The sequence below is a fragment of the Novosphingobium nitrogenifigens DSM 19370 genome (assembly GCF_000192575.1).
Lineage (GTDB): Bacteria > Pseudomonadota > Alphaproteobacteria > Sphingomonadales > Sphingomonadaceae > Novosphingobium > Novosphingobium nitrogenifigens.
On the sequence record NZ_GL876931.1, the window covers coordinates 191,710 to 213,315 of the forward strand.

A 21,606-nucleotide genomic window follows, 5' to 3' on the forward strand; every position below is an offset into this window, starting at 1 on the left:
AGCACTGGCGGCTGAAGCTCGGCTGCATCGCGCTGATTGGCGGCGCAGCCCTCAGTTGGTCGGCGCTCAAGGACTGGCACGACCATCACGCCTTCCTCATCAACGCCAGTGAATCGCTCCCCAACTGGGCGCTGCTGGTCGAGACGGGACGCTTTCCGGCGCGCGGCGATTATGTCGTTTTCGCGCCCGGCCATGATCCCCTTGTAGTCCGGCATTTCGGGGCTAATCCCAAGCCCTTCGCCAAGATCGCCTATGGCGTGCCGGGCGATGTGGTGAGCCGTCAAGGCGCCGATGTGCTGGTCAACGGCCAGACTGTCGGTCGCCTCAAGCCCAAGACCCATCAGGGCGAGGATCTGCTGCCCGGCCCCACCGGCACCATTCCTCAGGGATGCATCTATGCCGGAAGCCCGCACAAGGACGGGTTCGACAGCCGCTATGCAGCGATAGGCTTTGTCTGCCGCGATCGGTTGATCGGTATCGGGACGCCCATCCTGTGATGCGCGCCGGCCCCGCCTCGATCCTGCTTGCCGCGCTCGGCCTTTCCTCCGTGCCAATGATGGCGAGCGCCCGAGACTTTGGCACCTTTGGCCCGACCTGGTCGATTGCCGAGCCCGATCTGCTGGCGGTCATCAAGGCGCGGCTCGAGGCTGCCCGGCAAAGCGGCAAGCTCGAAGCCATGAACCAGCGCTTTGTCGAAGCCGCTGAGGCCAGTGTGCGCCGCCCCCATGCTGTCGCAGGGATCACGCCTGCCACCAGCGACCGGCGCTGGAGCTTCGACCCCAGCGTTACCCTGTCGCAGGACATCCGGGATGCGCGCGGACATTTGATCGCCGCGCAGGGCCAGCGCTTCAATCCGCTGACCCATTTGAACCTCGCGCATAGCTTCGCCTTCATTGATGGCGATAGCGCAGAAGAGCGCGACTGGGCCTTGCGGCAAGGCGCGCCGGACAAGCTCTGGATCGTGCTGGTCAAAGGCTCGCCCACTGACCTCATGAAGGCGACCCAGCGGCGGTTCTATTTCGATCAGATGGGCGCGCTGACGGGCAAGTTCGGCATCGCCCACACCCCAGCGCTGCTCGTCCAGCAGGGCGACCATCTCGACATCCGCGAAGTGGCGCTGACCCGAACTGGAGAACGATCGGGAGAACGCCGATGAAGCGCATCCGCCCCGTGTTCTGGAAACGCTTCGGGCGTGGGCTCCGGTCGGGCAAAGGTGCGCCCCGACTGCGCCGCGCCCGCCGGTTCTGGGCAATGATCGCGGCCAGCCTGGCGCTGGGATCGGCGCAAGTGGCGCAGGCGCAAGGTTCGCCCACCTGCCACGGCCATTTCCCCAATCCCATCACCGACATTTGCTGGGATTGCTTCTTCCCCCTCTCGATCGGCGGCTTTGACCTCTGGCCGAGCGACAAGCCCGATCCCGGAAACCCCAGCCTGCCGGTCTGCCTGTGCGGGATCCGGCCGGGCTTATCCTTCGGCTTCTGGGAGCCGGTGCGCCTGATCGATGTGACGACCAAGCCCTTCTGCTTCCCGAACCTTGGCGGGCTGACGATCAACCCCGGCATGTATGTCGGCAACGGCCATGTCTCGGCCCCCTCGCAGAAGGGTGGGAACACCCAGATGTCTGCCCAATATCAGGCGCATTATTACGTCTATCCGCTGTTCTATCTGCTTGAGCTGCTGGGCGATTTCATCTGCTTTGAGCAGGCCTCGTTCGATCTGGCCTATATGACCGAGATCGATCCGACCTGGAACGACGATACGCTGGCCGCGCTGGTCTATCCCGAGACCGTCGTCTTCGACTTTCCGCTGGCGCAGGTCGCCTGTGCGGCCGATTGCGTCGCCGCCACTGCCGCCTTGCCGCTCGACCAGCTCTTCTGGTGCGCTGGCTGCAATGGCGCGATGTACCCCATGACCGGCAACATCGGGAACAATGACACGATGGACCAGTCGATGCGGCTCGCGGCCGAGCGCATGGTCTTCAAGATGCACCGGACGGCGCTCGCCTGGGGCACGATGGGCGATCAGGGCCTCTGCGGCAAATACATCATGCCGATCATGCGGAAGCAGCAATACCGGCTGCAAATGGTCAATCCCGTGGCGGCCACCACGGGTCGCTACGCCTGCCAACCGCCCGGTGGATCGACCGCCGTCCAGCTCACCTCTCACACCTATCCGGTGGTGGGCGAGGACGTGGGCTATCTCCTGTGGCGCAAGCGCAATTGCTGCGCGTTCTGACGGGAGGGTCAAAGATGCGCAAATCTCTCCTGCTTCTGGGCGTACTGGTCGCCCTCGGCGGTGTCGGCACCGTGCTGGCGCAAACGCAGGTTGATGGGCTCGATCTCGATGCCATCAACAAGGCCGCGCAGGCTCACGCCCGCAATCTGGGTCAATTCGTCGACCAGGTGCTTGGCCATCAGGCTGAGGCCAACGCCGATCTGGCCGACGACATGGCCGCCCTGGTCGAGGGTTCGCAGGCCAAGGTGAAAGCCGAGGCAGCAGCGCGGGCCAAGGCGAACCCGACCGGCGATCCGGTCGATCTCGAAGCGCTGGTTGCGGACGCTGGGCGCAGCATGGCGCCTTCGCCCCAATCCGCCCCGATGCTCATTGCCTTTGCCAGCCTGTCGATGCCGCCTGAATCCCTCAAGCGCATGATCGCCGATGTTTCCAAGGCGGGCGGCATGGTGGTTTTTCGCGGTTTCTCGCCCGGTGGCCCCAAGCCCTTCATGGCCGCGCTGCATGAGGCCATCGGCGATACGCCTGGCGCCCATGTCAGCATCGATCCCCGGCTTTTCCGGGCCTATGGCATCGAGGTGGTGCCCACTTATGTGGTGGCATCATCCAGCTTTGATCTGTGTTCAGGCGAGGACTGCGCCAGCAAGCCCACACCCTTTGACCGCATCGCCGGAAATGTGACGACGCATTTCGCGCTCGAGACCATCGCGCAGGGTCGCGGCCCCGGCGCGCCGGTGGCCAGCCAAGCGCTGGCCAACCTGGAGCGCGTTCCATGAGAGTGCGCTCGATCCTCCTTCGTGGAATGGCGTCCGGTGCAGTGGTTGCCGCAGCCCTGCTGACCAGCACTCCGCTTGCCGCCCAGACCGTCGATCCCAAGGCCACGGCCAGCGCGATCGCCAGCCAATTGCAGGGCCAGGTCACTGGCAATGTCACGAGCCAATCCGCGCCCAATGCCGTGCCGGGCTATGGCGGCGCCGATCTGCCGCAGGGCCAATATCTGTCGAACCCCAACAGCCTGGCGGGAGATGGCGCGGTCGCAGCGGTGACCTCGCAGCCCTATGCCATTGTCACCAATCCCAACCGACCGACAGTCGACACCTCGACGCTTGGCCTGTCGAGCGCCAAGCAGGTTGAAAGCAGCCCGACGAGCTACACCGGCATTGCGGGCAGTTCGCAAGGTAATTGCCAGCCAATCCCTGCGAGCAGCGGGACAGCGAGCACCTATTACGATTCCTGCCAGATCGGCACGGCCGAGGCGGACAGCAATTTCACCTGCACCATTGGCTGGGCCAACCAGTTCACGAGCGCCTACCAATACACCTGCCACACCTCGGAATGGGACATCTACAACCCCAACAACAACCTGACATTTTTCTGGGGCGACGTTTCCGATTGCGGCAGTTTCGCGACTCAGTCTTCCTGCACGCAGGTCAGCCAGACCAAGAAAACACCCCAAACGACCTGGCCTCCGGGCGCGGGGATCGCGGTCATCTTCACCGAAACCGACACCACCTACAATTGCAGCGCGCAGACCAATTTCGGAACAAGCGCGTCGAGCAGCTACTGCATCAACCACAGCAGTTTATGCTTCGTGCCGCCGCCGCAGGATCAGGCGCCGGGCGTGCCCGGGAGCACCTATGTCGGGCCAATCCAGACTTATCAGGGCTCCACAGTCGATGACAGCGACTGTCAGACCAAGGTGAAGGCGCTACCGACTGGCGAAACCTGCTTGCAACCAACGCAAGTCTGCGTGGACGCATCGCCAACCACCCGCACCATCAACGGCGTCGCGGTCACCCATGATTGCTGGCAATGGCAGGCAACTTACCAATGCAGCACACTTTCGAGCGCCAATGACTGCGCGACGCTGTCAGCCAAGAGCAATTGCAGCTTCGACCATGAGGTCTGCCTCGATTCCCCTCAGGTCGGTGCATGTCAGGTCAAGAGCGAGGTCTACAAATGCACGACCCCTGCAGCGACCCAGAACAGCCAGGCCTATTCCTGCAGCGGCGATGTCTATTGCATCGACGGGAGTTGCACCCAGCTTCCGACGTCGCCAGCCCCTGATCTGGCCAATGCGCTCGTGGCCATGAACGCCATGAAGGATGCCAACCAGCAGTTCGACGCCAACAAGCTGACGATCTTCGACGGCGATTCCACCGGCTGCCACAAGCCGCTCTTCGGCCTCGTCAATTGCTGCGCGGGCAAGGTTTCTGGCCTGCTGACCGGCGCAGCGGCGGCCTCGGCCGCGATCGGGCTCGCCTCAGGCAATCCTGCCATGCTGCTTGGCCTTGTGACCCAGTTCCTGCCGCTCTTCATGTGCTCGGGCGAGGAGATGCAACTCGACGTCAAGGACCGCATGGGCCTGTGCCACTATGTCGGTGAGTATTGCTCGGAAAAGGCGCTCTTCGTCTGCACGACGGAGCGCAAGAGCTACTGCTGCTACCAGTCCAAACTCGCCCGCGTGATCCAGGAGCAGGGCCGCGCACAATTGGGGCTGGATTTTGGCAGCCCGCAGTCGCCGACCTGCACGGGCTTCACCGTCGACCAGTTCTCCAAGCTCGACCTGTCCAAGATGGATTTTGCCGAGGTCTTTGCCGACTTCACCAGCGCCGTCTCGCTGCCCGCCTCGCTCCAGACCTCGGCCCAGATCCAGCAGAAGGTCCAAGCCTACTATCAAACCCATGGTCAAGGATCCTGACGCCATGCGCCAAGCCTCACACCCTATCGCCGCCATGCTGATCGCTTTGCTGACCAGCGCAAGCCTCGTCACCGCAAGCCCGCTGATGGCCTCGGGAACCCCTCCGGCCAGTAGCGCGCTGGAACAAGAGGACATGTCCAATCGTGAGAATGTGGACCCGTCCACGGGTGGACAAGTGGACAGCGCCACAGGTGAACATGTGGACACGTCCACAGTTACCGGCGATCCTTTCTATTGCGGCGAGCGCAAACTCGGCACCTGGTTCTATTGTGAGCGCCCCAAGCCCAAGCCTGCCCACCCCAGCGCCACCGCCAAGGTCGCATCGCCCAGCTACCGCCAGCAACTCGACAAGATCGGCGCGCGGCTTGAGGAGCTGAAGGCGAAGGCCATCCTCGAGCCGACCTCGGACAACATCATTGCCTATGTCCGCTATCAGCGCGAACAGCTCGACCGCGCCTCGACCTTCGCCGATGTGTGGGAACGGGCGATCTGGCAGCACCCCGATCTCGATTATACGCTCCAGCGCCCGGTCAGCACGCTGGGCAAGACCGCATGGCTTGCCCAGCGCAAGACCGATCGTGAGGCCGTCATTGCCTCGCTGTCGGAACGCTACGGCCTGTTCTTCTTCTACTCCTCAAGCTGCGGGGCGTGTGAGGTTTTCTCGCCCATCGTCCGCTCACTCTCGGACAAGTACCACCTCTCGGTTCTGCCGGTCTCGATGGACGGCGGCCCGACGCCCGCCTTTCCGCGCTATGTCGTGAACCAGGGCCAGTATGAGAAGATGGGCCTTGAAGGCGGCCAGGTGCCGGCCCTTGTGCTCTTCGACACCTACCTCAAAAAGCCGATCCCCATCGGCTATGGCATCATGGCCGAGGATGAGGTGCTGCAACGCATCTTCTATCTGACCAGCGTCAAGCCGGGGAGCGACTTCTGATGCGCTGGCCCCAAGCGATCCGCCATTGGCTGGCCCGCATCCTCGCCGTGCTGGCGCTGGGCAATCTGCTCTGCGTCCAAACGGCTGAGGCCGATGTGAACGGCCAGCTCAATTCGTTTTTCTCCAACCTCGGCGGGGCGGCCAATGCCACTGGCCCTGTCGCCTATAATGGTCAGCAGGGCGGCTATTACTCGGGCGGCAACCTCTGGGTCCGCTTCCCGGCGCAAACGACCTACCAGTTGGGCTCGCTCCAGATGCCGAGCGTCAAGGCCGGCTGCGGCGGCATCGACATTTTCACCGGCGGCTTTTCCTTCATCAACACCGACCAGATCGTCGCCGCAATGAAGGCCGCGGCCAATGGCGCGTTGGCCTTTGTCTTTGATCTGGCGATCAACGCCATCTCCTCGCAGATCGGCACCTCGATCGAGAAGATGATGCAGAAAGTGCAGCAATTCACCCAGCACAGCCTCGATGCCTGTCAGGCAGGCCAGCAGGTGGCAGCGGGGCTCGCCGGCATGGTCGGCGCGCGTGACAGCCAGTTTTGCAAGATCATCGGCAACAGCCAGGGCGTCTTCTCGGACTGGGCCTCATCCGAACAGGGCTGCGGCACCGGCGGCAGCCAATCCTCGACGATCAAGGGCAATTCGGACAGCACGATCCCCGCAGGCCCCTACAATTACACCTGGACGATGCTCTCCCAAAAATACCCGAGCTTCGACACCGCCTTCAAACAATACCTGATGAGCCTTGTCGGCACGGTGATCTACCAGCCCGGCACCAGCGACTCCCAAGGCCCCACCTTCAAGTTTTTGGGCCAGGGCGATCCCGCGCTCATCACCGCGCTGCTCGATGGCGGCAACAGCGCCAGCGTTTATGCCTGCGACACCACCGACAAGTGCCTCAACCCCACGCAGACCAGCCTGTCGGTCAGCACCAGCAATGCGCTCAAGACCCGCGTGTACAACCTGCTGATCGACATCGCGGGGCGCATCCAGGGCAACCAGCAGTTGACATCAGAGGAGATCGGCCTGCTCGGCGCCACAACGATCCCGCTTTACAAGATCATGGTGGTGAATGCCGCGGCGAGCTTTGGCGGCATGAACTCGGCCGACATCTCCAGCCTTTCTGAAATCACCTCGGTCGACCTGCTCGAAACCATCGTTGGCCAGTTCTACAGACTTGTCACTGACGGCCAGTCCTCGTTCCAGAACGCCGATCCGCTGACCCTCAAGCAGTGGCAGGATCAGCTCCGCGATGTGACCAAGACGCTGGATGCGCAGGTGGTCCATAATTCCGAGCGCCTGACCCGCACCGAGCAGATCCTCGAACGCACGATCCGCATCGAGGCCACGTTGCGCAACACCATGTCCCCTCAGATGACCGCCGCGCTCCAGTTCGAGAGGTCGCTCGGCCAGCATCCCCTTCAGTGAGAAGAGCCGCATGACCGTCAATGTCATCACCAGCGGGGGCGGTCAGTATATCGTCAACGTGCTCAACGCCGTCGCCGCCTGGACAGGTGGCGGCGGTTTCCGTTCGCTGCTCCAAGTCGTGATGGTGATGGGCCTGGGCTACAGCCTGCTGGTCATGGCTTTCTCGCTCAATTGGCGGGTGCTGTTCCACTGGTTCCTCTCGGCCACCGCCATGTACATGTGCATGATCGTGCCCACGACCACGGTGGTCGTCTCCGACACGATCAACCCGACGGTGGGCAATGGCGCGGTCGCCAATGTGCCGATCGGCCTTGCCATGGTCGCCAGCTTCTCGAGCCAGGTGAACAACTGGCTGACCAAGACGGCCGAGAGCGTTTTCACGATGCCTTCGGCGCTGACCTACAGCGCAGGCGGGATGATTTACCCGACGCGCCTCAACGATCTCACCAGCCAGTTCACGATTGCCGATCCGATCATGAAGGCCAACATCGAGGGCTATCTGGCCCAATGCACCTTCTATGACATCCTGCTTGGTCAGGGGAATGGCTGGTCGACGCTGGCCAGTTCGCCTGATCTTCTCTCCGCCATCGGACCGGGCTCGCCGGCGCGCTCGACGACCTGGATCCCCGCTGGCGGTGGCACCGCCTCGATCATCGGCTGCCAGAGCGCCTATCAGGCGATCGTGCAGGCCTTTCCGGCGCTGACCGCCGCTGGCCTTAATGCCGCTGCGCCATCCTTCTATCCCAATCTTCCGGCTGCCAGCGCAGTGACCCAGCTCAAGAACGACCTGCCGACGATGGCGCAGGCCTATTATGGCGGCACCTCGATGAGCGCCCAGACCATTTTCCAGCAGCGCTCCCTGGTGAATGCCTTCATGGAGGCGCGCGCCAATTTCGGATCGGGTGGCGGCGACACGTTCGCCGCGCTGCACGCCGATGTGCAGGCGCAGAACAGCTATATCTCGGCCGCGCGGCAGGCGATGACCTGGGTGCCGGTGCTGAATCTTGTCCTCACCATCGTCTTCTACGCGATGTTCCCGGTGGTCTTCCCACTCTTCCTGTTCCCTCAGACGGGCCCGGCTCTGCTCAAGGGCTATCTGACCGGCTTCTTCTATCTCGCATCATGGGGGCCGATCTACGCGGTGCTCCACATGTTCATCACGCAATATTCGGCGGCCCAGCTTTCCGCGCTGGCCCCCAATGGCATGACCATGGCGACGATGGCGGGCATCGATTCCGTCAACCAGAACATGGAAACGCTGGCGGGCTACCTGCTGATGTTCGTGCCTGTGATGGCCGCCGGCATGGCCAAAGGCGCCATGTCGATCGCCTCGAACACCACCGCCATGCTGGCACCTGCGATGCACGCGGCCGAGGCCGCCGCGGTCGAGCGGACCACCGGCAACTATGCCTATGGCAACAGCCAGTTCCAGAACGTGACCGGCCATCAGGTCAACACCGCGCCCACCTGGAATGTGTCGGCCAGCTCCGTCCCGCAGGTCAACATGCGCGGCGACAATGGCACCATCACCTCGACCATGCCTGACGGTTCCACGGTCTACAACACGAGTGGCGCGATCAGTCGCTTCGGCTTCTCGGCCAGCGAAATGCAGAGCGTCACCGGCAACCTCCAGCAGAGCGGCGCGCAATATCACACGCGCGCCAACGCCATGCGCGAAACCTCGGCCGAGCGCTGGAGCCATGGCATGCGCACCCTCGACAGTCTCTCGTCCGGCTCGCGCCGTGCGAGCGGTAGCGAAGCGGCGACAGGCGGCCAGGGCGGCAACACCACCAGCCAGTTCGATCGTCAGGGCACCGATTCCAAGCAGCAGACCGGCTCGAACCGCACGATCGGCGAGAACCTGACCTCCGGCCGCTCGCTGGGCCATGCCGAGACCAACACATTTGGGATCAATGCACGCGTCAAGGCCGGTGTCGGCGGCAAGGTGCTGGGTGCCGATGTAGGCGGATCGGCAGGCGGTTCGTGGGACCACAAGTGGACCAAGACAACCGGCGATCAGGAAGCCCATGGCACCAGCGATAGCCTGAGCCAAAGCCAGGGCAGCAATGTCGCGCACTATCATGCCAATGGACAGGACATCACGCTTACCGATGGCGGCTACTGGCGCGATGGCACCTTCCACCGGGTCGAGAACTTCTCGGAAAAGCGCCACGCCATCGAGCGCGACTTTTCCGAGGCCCAATCGCTGGAGCGGCAGGCCACCCGCTCAGACGAGGTCGGCGAACGCCTCGAACGCATGGCCTCGCTCTCGCGCAGCAACGGCTACCAGATCTCGGACGACATGAGCCAGGTCATTGCCTCGCGCTATGCCGAAATGGCGGCAAGCCCCGAGTTCCGCGATCTGGGCGCGCCATCACTCACCAACACCACGCCGTCCCCCCATCAGCGCGAAGTCCGCAACATGATCGTTGGCAAGATCCTTGAACAATACGCGGCCGATGGCATGGCGCCGGTTCAGGCAGGCTTGCAGGATCCGGCTGCGACGATGGGGAGTGTGCGGGGGCCGGCTGAGGTTTCCATGCCATCGGCAACGCCTCGGCCGCAAGGCCGACGCAGCGCAGGATCATCGCCCGGCCGCGCGCCTCGTGGGTCAAATGCTGGCTCAGGAACGACCCCTCATGCGCCGGGCGATGACGCCGCTAGGGCAGCAATTCAGAGGGGCGCGGCTGAGGTGGCTAGGGATGATGCTGCGGCCAAACGCGATTTTGGTACGAGAGCTTCCGTTGCGAATGCAGACGGAGCTAAAATACGCGATGATCTCAAACCCTAGCGGGGCAGAGCTTTATTTCTGGGTCTTAAAGGCTGGGTCAGCCTGAAAGGAAGCATGAACCCGATCCAGCCTTTCCGCGATTTCTCGGCGCTGCTGATAGTCCCGATAGGCATATAGCCCCCCAAACACAGCAACCGCAACGAGGATCAAAGGCACGACAATCATCACCGCCGTGGCAACCTTGCGCTGCCACGCAATGGCCTTCTGGCTCTTCATGAAAGTCGGGATGCGGTCATACTCGAGCGCCATCAGCGCTTCGGCCTTCGAGCCTCGGAAGCCATCCTCGCGCAAGGCTGCGTTCTCAGCCGTCAGTTCGTCGACCTGAGCCTTGAGTTGGGCGATTTCATCAAGTTCCGACATAACTATACAATAATCAAATGTGGAACATATTGCAAACAAAACAACCCACCCGCGTTCACTCACGTGCTTTAATGCGCCTTGATAGCTGTCGCTCGCGGTTGCGAGAACGCGCTTAAGAGTCGGCCTTTCATTCACCCAACCTGTCGAGATCCGAATGCTCGGCCACTAACCAAGTCGGACACATAAAGGCGATAGCTTTGCATCACGGACCAGCAGCACCCCTTCTCTGACGCGTCAGACGATGCAACAGTGGATCAGTTAACGTGAATGTATTGCCTAAGTGTCGGTCTTAGTTGCAATAGATCGACGCTAACGGACGTGCATCGAGTCAGCGCCAAGGTAGGATAACATGAAACTGAAGACCGCGCACATTCAGAACTACCGCAGCATCCGCGACACGGGCGTGTTCGAAATCGAGGCTGGCAAAACCATCCTCGTCGGACCGAATGAGGCAGGTAAAACGGCCGTCCTGCAGGCCCTACAGCAGATCAATCCGCCGAAAGGCATAAAGCGGTTCGATGAGCTGCGCGACTATCCGCGCGCCAAATACAACGATATTTCAACGAAGAAGGTTGACCCAAAGAACGTTCCGGTCGCTACCGTCACGTTTACCTTGGATGAAGACGACTTGGCCGCGCTTCCGGAATCCATGAGGGGCATCACTGGCTATTCATACACGCGGTACATCTCCAACAACGGGTCCCACTTCTTGATCGGAGCACCGGCGCTGCCGACGGTCGGCGCGATCAGGAAGGATGCGGTCCGGCTTGCAGCCCATGTCGATGGCCGGACGCCGGTTGCTGAAGGCGCGGCGCCTTCGACAGCGCAGGTGGACAGCCTCAATTCCTTGTTGCAAGAGTGGCGCGACGAAAACGTCTTGTCGAGCGAGTTGTCGGGTGCCTTAAAGCAGTGGGTGGATGGGTTAGTCGCTCTTGCCGATGATTCTGAGGACGCGCGCATCGACCGGCTGCTGGCCGCATTCTCGATCGCTGGCGACCGCAACGCGGCACTCGATTCACTCCAAAAGCGTATCCCCGTCTTCGTTCTGTTCAGCAACTATTTTCGGGTTCGCCCTCTTATTCATCTCGGCCTCCTAGGTTTCGTGGACAAAGGTTGACAGAATACTCGTCGGTTGATTCAAGGCTGTCTTTTGGAGGCGGCCTTGGGCGAGCGGGTTGGACTGAGGGACGACGAGTGGGCGATCATCGGGGAATTGCTGCCGCCTGAAAGGGGGCGGGGTTGCCGCCCCGCGCAGGACAACCGGCTGTATTTCGAGGGCATGATGTGGATTGCCCGCACTGGATCGCAATGGCGCCACCTGCCTGACGAATATGGCAAATGGAACAGCGTGTTCCGGCGCTACCGGCGCTGGGTATCGACCGGCGTGTTCGACGCGATGTTGGAAACGCTGACGGAAATGGTCGAGCGAGACGTCACCGCCGACATGATCGATAGCACCGTGGTCCGGGCACATCATTGTGCTGTCGGCATAAAAAGGGGACTCAGGAAACCGAGGCTCTTGGTCGATCGCGAGGTGGCTTCAGCACAAAGCTCCACGCCCGATGCGACGCAAAAGGGCGCCCTCTCGGGTTTGTCCTGACGCCTGGGCAAAGTCACGACATACAGGGCTTCGGCCCGCTGTTCCGCATGATCGCAGACAAGATCGAGGCGCTGCTGGCCGACAAGGGGTATGACGCCGACGCCATCCGTGAGGAACTGACGAAAGCCGACGTCGAAGCGGTCATACCCGCCAAGAGCAACCGGCGCGAGCCCATCGCGCACGACCGCGAAAAATATCGCTGGCGCAACCTCGTCGAGCGCCTGTTCAACAAGCTCAAGAACTGGCGGCGCATCGCAACACGATACGACAAAACCAAGGAATCTTACCTCGGCTTTGTCAATCTCGTGTCAGTCCTGCAGTGGATACCCTTTGTCCACGAATCCTAGCTGATCGATTAGATTCGAATATTCTTGATGACGAGCAGTACGATTACGGCAATAAATGCCTACTTCAACTGTTGGGATTCACAGCGCGCGATCTCTCCGACCTAGGTAGAGCACCGGAACCACCGGCAAATCAGCCGCAGGCGCTTCAAGCTTTTCGGGACCAACTTGATAAGCGGAAGTATCAGCTCAACGCTGCGAGTGTGCAACTTACCGACGAAATTCGCTCGGTTTGGAAGCCATCAGCGACCCGACCCGAAGCGGACCGCCTTCGCCTCGACGCCGACGGGCAGTACCTCAAGGTAGTCGTCGAGGACGAACTCGGCGTAGAAATTGAGCTAGATCAGCGCTCCGAAGGCTTCCAATGGCTCGTGTCCTTTTTCGTAGTTTTCTTCGCCGAGGCGGCCGACAAGCATGAGAACGCGATTCTGCTGTTGGACGAGCCTGGCATGAGCCTGCACGCACTCAAGCAGCGTGAATTCCGTGAAACGATAACGAAGCTCGCCGCGAAGAACCAGACAATTTATACTACCCACTCACCATTTTTGGTGGGGCCGAATGAGCTGGACTACGTCCGTGTCGTCGAATTGAACGACCGCAACGTCGGCACCAAGGTGCACACCACAGTCACGTCCAGCGATCCAGCCGCGCTGCTTCCACTTCAAGAAGCCTTGGGCTACGATCTGGCCCAAAGCCTTTTTGCCCAAGAGCGGAATCTCGTACTCGAAGGGCTCACCGACGAATGGTATCTTGAGGGTGCGGCGGCGCTACTCGCCGATAGCGGTGAGGTTAGGCTCAACGATAAGATCGCCTTGGTCACTGCCGATTCGGCAGGAAAGATTGTATATTTCGCTACCATCTTGCATGCTCACAAGCTCAAAGTGGCAGCTCTGCTCGATTCTGATAATGCGGGAGACGCCGCCGCCAAACAGGACACGCTTGTCCATAAGCTCGGACAGAAAGCCATTCTGCGCACGAAAGATTATGCGCCAAGCGTTGGGAAAGCCGAGATTGAAGATCTCCTGAGGGATACACTACCCATCATCGCGCGGGATCAGCTTGGCTGGGATATCGTCGATCAGGCCGTCCAGCAGTCGAGTCGTCCGCTCGTTGACATCTTTTCCGGCGTGGCGGGCTTTAGCAAGTACAAGCTTGCGAAAGCCTTCTTGCGTTGGACCCGCGACAACAACGCCAATTCCCTTACTCAGGCAGAACGAACAGCTTGGACCAAGCTGATCACCGCAATCAACGCTGCGCTCAAGTAGCATTCTCAGTAGCTTACTCTGCGTCAAGCTCAAGGTCCATGAGCCTCACCCGAAGTAAAAGAACTGATCTGCCGGTATTGCAGCCTTGGATCCCCCTCAACCTATGGCAGCTTGGGAACCTCAGCCCATAAAAGCTACCGTTCCGGTCAGTCCGCAAAACACGGTGGTATCTTCGAAACATTTCTGCGCACCCGACTTGCCCCTATCCTACCGCTGAGCCTAATGTCCGGCCATGAACGCCGTTGAAATCGAACAAGCCATCACCGACCTTGCCGCCGCCCCCTTTGATGCGGCGGAATTTCCGTATGCCTTTCTGGAAGCCTTCGGAAACAAGGCGACCACGCTCAAGAAGCTGCGGACTGGCGCGTCGAATGGTTCTGACGTGCCGGGCGGCGTACTTCAGCGCAGCAACATCCATATTGCCACCTGCGAGCGAGGTGCGGTCGACGCGACCCTTCAGGCCTTGCGCGCCAGCCCCAAGACCCAAGCCGCCAAGGCCAAGTTCATCCTTGCGACCGATGGCGCAGACTTTCAGGCAGAGGAACTGGCCACCGGCGAGACTGTCGCCTGCCAATATGCCGATTTCCCCAATCACTTCGGCCTGTTTCTGCCTTTGGCCGGCATCACCACCGTCAAACAGATCCGTGAGAGCACGTTCGACATCCGGGCGACGAGCCGGCTCAACAAGCTCTATGTCGAACTGCTGAAAGACAACCCCGACTGGGCCGCAGCCGAGCGCCGGGCCGATATGAACCACTTCATGGCGCGGCTCATCTTCTGCTTCTTCGCGGAAGACACTGACATTTTTTACGGCGAAGGCCTGTTCACCCGCACCGTCGATCAGATGTCGGAGCGCGATTCCAGCAATACGCATGAAGTTATCAGCGCGATCTTCAAGGCCATGGACACGCCCACCCGCCACGAAGGCAAGCTGGACGACCGCTATCGCAAGGCCGCTGGCACGCCGCGCTGGGCGGACGTGTTTCCCTACGTCAACGGCCAGCTCTTTTCGGGCAGCACTGATGTGCCGCGCTTCAGCCGCATTGCCCGGTCTTACCTGATCCAGATCGGCAACCTCGACTGGCAGAAGATCAATCCCGACATTTTCGGCAGCATGATCCAGGCCGTGGCCGACGATGATGAGCGCAGCGCGCTGGGCATGCATTACACCAGCGTGCCCAACATCCTGAAGGTGCTGAACCCGCTGTTCCTCGACGACCTGCGGGCGGCGCTGGAAGAGGCTGGCGACAATCCGCGCAAACTGCTGAACCTGCGCAACCGCATGGCGCGCATCCGCGTGTTTGACCCGGCCTGTGGCAGCGGCAATTTCCTAGTGATCGCCTATAAGCAAATGCGCGAGATCGAGGCCATCATCAACACGCGTCGGGGCGAGGCGGAGCGCAAGACCGAGATCCCCCTTACCAACTTCCGCGGTATTGAACTGCGCCCCTTCCCCGCCGAAATCGCACGACTGGCGCTGATCATCGCCGAGTTTCAGTGCGATGTGTTGTATCGCGGACAGAAAGAGGCGTTGGCTGATTTCCTGCCGCTGGACAGCCAGAACTGGATCACCTGCGGGAACGCCTTGCGGCTCGACTGGCTCAGCCTTATGGATGTCCAATCGTCTGGTGTAAAAATTTACGCTGATGATCTCTTTGGGAGCCCGCTGGATCAGGCCGCCATCGGCTTTGAACACCAGCATGGGGAGACCTATATTTGCGGAAATCCTCCCTATATCGGCGACAAGTTTCAAACTGACAGTCAGAAGGCGGATTTGCGGCAACTCGACGGCGGAAAGAGCGTCAAGGCAATCGACTACATCGCCGGATGGTTCTGGAAAGCTTCACAATTCATTAAATCCGGAGGATCTTTTGCTTTTGTATCGACTAACTCTGTGTGCCAAGGAGTACAAGTTCCACTTATTTGGCCACCCATTTTCAGAAATGGCCAATCAATAGCCTTCTGCCACAAAGACTTCTATTGGTCGAACAATGCAAGCCGCAACGCAAACGTAATCTGCATCATCGTGGGCGTAAAATCTTCTTCTGCAACGAACCCGAAATATATTTTTGATGGAGAAGTAAAGAAACTTGCCAACCATATCAACGCCTATCTTATTGATGGCCCTGACGTTATCGTAGAGAAAGCTCCGCAACCAATTAACGGCCTTCCTCAAATGTATGCCGGTAATATCCCTCGAGATTTGGGAAACTTCAATCTTTCGCGAGCGGATTATGAAGAATTGAGGGAGGCCTATCCAGCGGTCAATGATTTCTGCCGCAAAATCACAGGTTCCAGCGAATTTATCAATGGCATAGAGCGATACTGCCTCTGGATTGATGACAGCCAGGCTGACTTGGCTATGAGAATTCCGCCGATAGCAGATCGGGTTGAGAAGGTCCGTCGCTACCGTGAGAGCGGCAGCGAACGAGGCAAACTCGGTGTTGATACACCTTTCAAATTTGAAAGAACGATCACTGGGCGAAATAGTCAATTGATCATTCCGAGAGTATCATCGGAACGACGAACCTACATTCCTATCGGCTTACAGAAAAGTGAAACGATCGTTTCCGATGCTGCGCAAGCAATTTATGATGCACCGCTATTTGCGATGGCCTTGATTTGCTCAAAAATGCACACCTGCTGGGTTGCATTGACCGCAGGACGAATGAAATCCGATTACAGATATTCATCTGGTGTTTGCTACAATACCTTCCCAGTCCCCAAGCTGACGGAGCAGAACAAGGCCGACCTCACCCGCTGCGCCGAGGACATCCTGCTGGCGCGCGAAGCGCATTTCCCGGCCACCATCGCGGATCTCTATGATCCCGACACGATGCCGGAGAACCTGCGCCACGCGCATGACCGCAATGATGAGGTGCTGGAGCGGATCTACATCGGTCGCCGGTTCAAGAACGACACCGAGCGGCTCGAAAAGCTGTTCGATCTCTACACCAAAATGACCGGCGGCAAGGCAGCGGCATGACGGGCGCGACATTGACTTTTCGCGCCATCGGCGTATCTCTCATTTGAGATACAGGAGGCTCGAATGAACGCACCCCACGTGCCATCTCAAAGCTCCATGCTGCATATCCGCATGGACAATGATTTGAAGGCAAAAGCCACAGAGGCGCTGGCGGCTATGGGGCTGACCGCGTCCGATGCCGTGCGTCTGCTGTTCCACCGCATCGCGGTCGACCAAGCCTTCCCGCTGGAGCTGAAGGTGCCCAACGCCGAAACCCGCGCCGCGCTGGACGAGGCACGCGCAATCATCGCCGAGCGCCGCGCCCGCTTTGCCGATCCTGATACCATGTTTGCCGAACTCGATGGCAAAGAAGGATAAGTCCGCGAAGCTTCCGCGCACGTTCGATCTGGCCAAAGCGTTCAGGAAAGACTGGGAGCGCCTCTCGCGCTCTGGTCGCTATGACATGGGCCAGCTCAAAGAGGCGATGCTTCTGTTGATCGCCAATGATGCGCCGCTGCCGCCCGAATGGCGCGATCACGCGCTGAAGGGCGAATGGGCAGGCACAAGAGAATGCCACATCGGTGGGGATTTCCTGCTGATCTACGAAGTGGACGACACAGCGGGACCGGGCGGCACGCTCGTTTTCGTGCGCGCCGGAACCCATAGCGAGTTGTTCAAATGATCCAGAATGCCGACATCATCCCCACCGTCACCTTCCGCCCCGCAGGCACTGGCGCGACTGCCAAGGCGAACGAGCTGGGGATGCGCCCGATGCAGGCGCGGGCCTATGACAAGCGTGGCGAGCAATATCTGCTGATCAAGTCGCCCCCTGCCTCGGGCAAGTCGCGCGCGCTGATGTTCATCGCGCTGGACAAGCTGACCAACCAAGGCGTTAAGAAGGCCATCGTCTGCGTGCCGGAACGCTCAATTGGCGCCAGTTTCAACAGCGAACCGCTGAGCAAGCATGGCTTCTGGGCCGACTGGGAAGTCGCGCCGCAATGGAACCTGTGCAACACGCCTGGCGCCGATGATCCCAAGGTGGCCAAGTCCAAGGTCAAGGCTGTCGGCGAATTTCTGGTCAGCGATGCCAGGGTGCTGGTCTGCACGCATGCGACTTTCCGCTTTGCCTTTGACGAAATGGGCGTTGAAGCTTTCGACACCGCGCTCATCGCCATCGACGAATTCCACCATGTCTCCGCCGATGCTGGCAACCGCCTGGGCGCGCAGCTCGCCCAACTGATCGGGCGCGACAAGGCGCATATCGTGGCCATGACCGGCAGCTATTTCCGGGGCGACGCCATCCCCGTGCTGGCACCCGATGACGAAGCCAAGTTCGAGACGGTCACCTACACCTATTACGAGCAGCTCAACGGCTATCAGTATCTCAAGGTGCTGGACATCGGCTACAGCTTCTACACCGGCCCCTACACCGAGAAGATCTCGGCCCTGCTCGACCCGACGATCAAGACCATCGTCCACATCCCCTCGGTCAATTCGCGCGAGAGCCTGAAGGACAAGCACCGCGAGGCCGAGGACATCATGGGCCATTTGGGTGAATGGCACGGGGTTGACACGGAAACCGGCTTTCATCTGCTCAAGACAGCCAGCGGCGCCACGATCAAGGTCGCGGACCTGGTCGACGATGATGCTTCCAAGCGGGATCGCGTGGTGGCCTCGCTGAAATCCGCCGCAGCGCGTAGCGATCGCGATTTCGTTGACGTGATTATCGCGCTGGGCATGGCCAAGGAAGGTTTCGACTGGATCTGGTGTGAACATGCACTGACGGTGGGCTATCGCTCCAGCCTTACGGAAATCATCCAGATCATCGGCCGCGCCACCCGCGATGCGCCGGGCAAGACGCGGGCGCGCTTTACCAATCTGATCGCGGAACCTGCCGCTGACGACCCGTTGGTGGTCGATGCCATCAACGATTATCTCAAAGCCATCGCCGCCAGCCTGCTGATGGAACAGGTGCTGGCTCCGCGTTTCGAGTTCACACCCAAGGATGCCGGCCCGAAGCCGGATTTCGATTATGGCCCCGATGGCTATCAGGAGGGGGCGACCAACATTGGCGTCAACGCCCAAGGCCAGATGCATTTCGAGATCAAGGGCCTCAAGCTGCCGACCAGCATCGAGGCGACGCGGATTTGCCGGGAGGATCTCAATGAAGTGATCGCCAGCTTCGTGCAGGACAAATCGGCACTGGAGCGCGGCATGTTCGACACCGAAGTGGTGCCCGAGGAGCTGACTCAGCTGAAGATGGGCAAGATCATCCGCGAAAAATTCCCGGATCTCAGCGAAGATGACCAAGAAGCGGTTCGCCAGCACGCTATTGCCGCCCTGACGCTGACCCAGCAGGCCAAGGCCGCGATGGTCGGCGATGTGGTCGACGGGGAGTTTTCGGGCAGCACGGCTTTCATCGATGGGGTGCGCAAATTTGCCCTGAGCGTTACCGACCTCGACATCGATCTGATCGACCGCGTCAATCCGTTTGACGCCACCTATGCCGTGCTGGCCAAGGCGATGGACGAGAAGACCCTGTTGCAGGTGCAGGCTGTCATCAACGCCAAGAAGGACAAGCTGACCTACGAAGATGCGCGGATGCTGGCCGAGCGCGCGCTGGAGTTCAAGCGGGAGCGCGGGCGACTTCCCTCGCTGACCTCGCAGGATGCCTGGGAGCGCAAGATGGCCGAGGGCATCGCCTTCCTGCAACGCCATGCGGCAAAGGCGGCGGCTGATGGCTGAGCTTAGCGATCTTGAACTTCTGGCCGAACTGGGTGTCGAGACAACGGCAGAGCCGAAGCGTGCCCTGACACCGCTGCAAGAACGGATCATTGCCGGTTTTGAGGATATTCAGCGCTTTGTGGCTGAGCACGGGCATTTGCCTCGGCACGGCGATGACCGTGACATTTTCGAACGCCTCTATGCGGTGCGGCTAGACCGCCTGCGCAGCCTTCCGGAAGCGCGCGAATTGCTGGCCGGTCTCGATCGTGATGCCCTGCTGGATGGCAATGGCCCAACGGCCGTGGCGCCCCAGGAATTGGGCGACGATGCCCTGCTCGCGGAACTGGGCATCGCGCCGGACGCACCAGACGACATCACGCAGTTGCGCCATGTCGCGCCGCGTGCGGAAAAGCGTGCAGCCGAAGAAATCGCGAATCGCGAAAAGTGCGAGGATTTCGAGACCTTCAAGCCCCAAATCGAACGGGTACAGGCCGATCTGGCCAAAGGCGCGCGCGAGGCCAAGGCAGTCGATCAAACAGAGGTCACTCTCGAAGAGATCCATCCCGGCAATTTCTTCATCGTGGCTGGGCAGATGGCTCTTATCGCGGACACCTCGGATGCGTTCGTGACGGAGTATGAGCGCAAGGACCGGCGTGTGCGCGTCATCTACGACAATGGCACTGAGGCGACCATGCTGGCCCGGTCATTCCAGAAGGCGCTCTATCGCGATGAGACCGCGCGCCGCATCACCGCCTTGAGCGCGGGGCCCCTTTTTGGCGATGTGGCCGAGCCTGACGATCTGGCGAGCGGCACGATCTATGTCCTGCGCAGCAAGTCAGCCCACCCCTATGTCGCGGAGCACAGGGAACTGATCCACAAGATCGGCGTGACCGGCCAGAGTGTTGCCCATCGTGTGGCCAATGCGCGCAATGACCCGACCTTCCTGCTGGCTGATGTCGAGGTTGTTGCCGAATACCAGCTCTTCAACATAAACCGCAGCAAAATGGAGGGCCTAATTCATAAGGCCTTGGCGGCGGCCCGGCTTGACCTTGCTGCCGGTGATCGCTTCGGCCGGACCGTCCAGCCGCGCGAATGGTTCCTGATCCCATTTCAGGCGATTGACGACCTGATCTCCAAGATCAGCGACGGAAGCGTGACCCAAGTGCGATACGATCCAATGGAGGCCAGGTTCGTCCCAGCCGGAACCTGACCTCCACTCGACCAATTCACACAGCCTGGCAGGCAGGCTCGATTGTGTGCCAAAGTGTCAGCGATTCATCGCGACAAGCTGAGGGGGACCGTTTCGCACTGATGGCCCGAACAGCCGCCTCAAGCCCTCTGGCTTGCTTGATCGGGACATGCGTGAATTTGCGCCGCGGTTTGCCGAAGGCATCCGTCTCCTGGAACCGAATGCGCTCCGCAAGGGTGACTTGCAGTGCACGCCTCGATCCCGTGTCGACGGCAACCGGAAAACGCTCCCGCAGAAATTCGTCCATGGGCCGTTCCAAGTCAGCAAATTCCAGCGGTCGCGGCGCAACCAGGGGTTCCGGCCCGTCCGTCGGAGCAAAGACGGTCGAGACCTTCGCACGAAGGTCGCCAAAGCGGCTTCCCATCTGCTTGTACCAGCGCAAGGCGTAATCGGCGATCAGCCCGATTATGGGGAAAGTATGGCTATAGCCACTGCAACCGATCTTGAGTCCGACGTAAAGGCGCGCCTCCCCCACGATAGTGCGATTGTCCGGCAGTTTCGCGAGGACTTCGATCATAGCCTGGCTGGCGCCGAAGATCGTCAGGTTGACGCCGATCCAGTAGTTGCGTTGGCCGCCAAGGGCCTGGCTCAGCGTGGCGCGAAAACTGGCATCGAAAACATAGGGAACCGGTTCTTGGCGATTAAAGCTCGCCAAATAGGAACAAACGCTCGCCTTGGACATGTCTGCCATTTCGGCAATCGCCTCCAGTGGGGCGCCACGTTGCCACATGTGCCAGGCCTTGTGCAGGTTCTGCTGTTGGATGTGCCGCTCCTTGGGCAGGCGGTCCGGCATTTCAGGGACTTCGACGCGGTCCGCAGCCCTTGATGCCAAGCCGCTCTGGTGCATGGCCGCTTCAGCGAAATCAGAGCCCTTGGCGGCCTGTTTGATCGCCGGATCGAAGGGCACTTCGCTCTCTTTCTCGACGTCAAAGGCATTGACAGTTTGATGGGGGGCATTGAGTGTCGTCAGATCATCGTTCTGAATAGCCCCTAGTTTTCTAGACGCCTTCT

General features: G+C 60.4%; 17 protein-coding genes and 1 pseudogene. 16 read left to right on the forward strand and 2 right to left on the reverse strand.

Annotated features, from left to right (window positions below; all coding sequences use genetic code 11):
- The 8 genes from Y88_RS08860 to Y88_RS08895 form a co-directional block, all read left to right on the forward strand.
- On the forward strand, positions 1-497 hold a 497-nt coding region (locus Y88_RS08860), incomplete at its 5' end, for a S26 family signal peptidase (protein WP_332306347.1).
- Positions 497-1,156 (forward strand): type-F conjugative transfer system protein TraW, encoded by a 660-nt coding sequence (gene traW, locus Y88_RS08865; RefSeq protein ID WP_008068486.1) that lies wholly within the window; start codon positions 497-499, stop codon positions 1,154-1,156. The genes Y88_RS08860 and traW, both read left to right, overlap by 1 nt.
- Positions 1,153-2,235, forward strand: a complete 1,083-nt coding sequence (gene traU, locus Y88_RS08870; protein WP_008068487.1) for a conjugal transfer pilus assembly protein TraU — start codon at positions 1,153-1,155, stop codon at positions 2,233-2,235. The genes traW and traU overlap by 4 nt, the downstream gene beginning before the upstream one ends.
- Positions 2,236-2,249: 14 nt before the next feature.
- Positions 2,250-3,008 (forward strand): type-F conjugative transfer system pilin assembly protein TrbC, encoded by a 759-nt coding sequence (gene trbC, locus Y88_RS08875; RefSeq protein ID WP_008068489.1) that lies wholly within the window; start codon positions 2,250-2,252, stop codon positions 3,006-3,008.
- The gene (locus Y88_RS08880; RefSeq protein ID WP_232280988.1) at positions 3,005-4,933 is read left to right on the forward strand and encodes a conjugal transfer protein TraN; all 1,929 of its coding nucleotides are present in this window, start codon (positions 3,005-3,007) and stop codon (positions 4,931-4,933) included. The genes trbC and Y88_RS08880 overlap by 4 nt, the downstream gene beginning before the upstream one ends.
- Before the next feature lie 34 nt (positions 4,934-4,967).
- On the forward strand, positions 4,968-5,867 hold the full coding sequence (locus Y88_RS08885) for a conjugal transfer protein TraF (protein WP_008068493.1): 900 nt from the start codon (positions 4,968-4,970) through the stop codon (positions 5,865-5,867).
- A 47-nt stretch (positions 5,868-5,914) separates the two neighbouring features.
- A complete protein-coding gene (locus tag Y88_RS08890; RefSeq protein ID WP_232280989.1) occupies positions 5,915-7,297 on the forward strand; it encodes a conjugal transfer protein TraH in 1,383 nt (460 codons plus the stop codon).
- Between the two features lie 10 nt (positions 7,298-7,307).
- Entirely contained in the window at positions 7,308-10,088 is a 2,781-nt protein-coding gene (locus tag Y88_RS08895; RefSeq protein WP_008068500.1) for a conjugal transfer protein TraG N-terminal domain-containing protein, read from the forward strand.
- Positions 10,089-10,100: 12 nt separating this feature from the next.
- Here the strand turns inward: Y88_RS08895 and Y88_RS08900 are convergent, their stop codons facing one another.
- Entirely contained in the window at positions 10,101-10,448 is a 348-nt protein-coding gene (locus Y88_RS08900) for a hypothetical protein (protein WP_008068501.1), read from the reverse strand.
- A 349-nt stretch (positions 10,449-10,797) separates the two neighbouring features.
- Between Y88_RS08900 and Y88_RS08905 the strand changes: the two genes are divergently transcribed.
- From Y88_RS08905 to Y88_RS08945, 8 genes and pseudogenes are all read left to right on the forward strand, one after another.
- The gene (locus tag Y88_RS08905) at positions 10,798-11,565 is read left to right on the forward strand and encodes an AAA family ATPase (RefSeq protein ID WP_008068502.1); all 768 of its coding nucleotides are present in this window, start codon (positions 10,798-10,800) and stop codon (positions 11,563-11,565) included.
- A gap of 96 nt (positions 11,566-11,661) precedes the next feature.
- Positions 11,662-12,395 (forward strand): annotated as a pseudogene (locus Y88_RS19175) (IS5 family transposase).
- Positions 12,368-13,657 carry an ATP-dependent nuclease gene (locus tag Y88_RS08920; RefSeq protein WP_008068505.1) on the forward strand — a complete coding sequence of 430 codons (1,290 nt, stop codon included), beginning with the start codon at positions 12,368-12,370 and terminating at the stop codon, positions 13,655-13,657. The pseudogene Y88_RS19175 and the gene Y88_RS08920 overlap by 28 nt, the downstream one beginning before the upstream one ends.
- A 232-nt stretch (positions 13,658-13,889) precedes the next feature.
- On the forward strand, positions 13,890-16,643 hold the full coding sequence (locus tag Y88_RS08925) for a class I SAM-dependent DNA methyltransferase (RefSeq protein ID WP_008068506.1): 2,754 nt from the start codon (positions 13,890-13,892) through the stop codon (positions 16,641-16,643).
- Between the two features lie 63 nt (positions 16,644-16,706).
- Positions 16,707-17,000 carry a type II toxin-antitoxin system RelB/DinJ family antitoxin gene (locus tag Y88_RS08930; protein ID WP_232280990.1) on the forward strand — a complete coding sequence of 98 codons (294 nt, stop codon included), beginning with the start codon at positions 16,707-16,709 and terminating at the stop codon, positions 16,998-17,000.
- The gene (locus Y88_RS08935; RefSeq protein WP_018076137.1) at positions 16,984-17,304 is read left to right on the forward strand and encodes a type II toxin-antitoxin system YafQ family toxin; all 321 of its coding nucleotides are present in this window, start codon (positions 16,984-16,986) and stop codon (positions 17,302-17,304) included. Before Y88_RS08930 ends, Y88_RS08935 begins: the two co-directional genes overlap by 17 nt.
- Positions 17,301-19,367: a DEAD/DEAH box helicase gene (locus Y88_RS08940; protein ID WP_008068514.1), complete on the forward strand. Its 2,067-nt coding sequence runs from the start codon at positions 17,301-17,303 to the stop codon at positions 19,365-19,367. The genes Y88_RS08935 and Y88_RS08940 overlap by 4 nt, the downstream gene beginning before the upstream one ends.
- On the forward strand, positions 19,360-20,556 hold the full coding sequence (locus Y88_RS08945; RefSeq protein ID WP_008068516.1) for a GIY-YIG nuclease family protein: 1,197 nt from the start codon (positions 19,360-19,362) through the stop codon (positions 20,554-20,556). The genes Y88_RS08940 and Y88_RS08945 overlap by 8 nt, the downstream gene beginning before the upstream one ends.
- A 16-nt stretch (positions 20,557-20,572) precedes the next feature.
- On the opposite strand, the gene Y88_RS19380 is transcribed toward Y88_RS08945, so the two are convergent.
- On the reverse strand, positions 20,573-21,606 hold a 1,034-nt coding region (locus tag Y88_RS19380), incomplete at its 5' end, for a hypothetical protein (protein WP_198133343.1).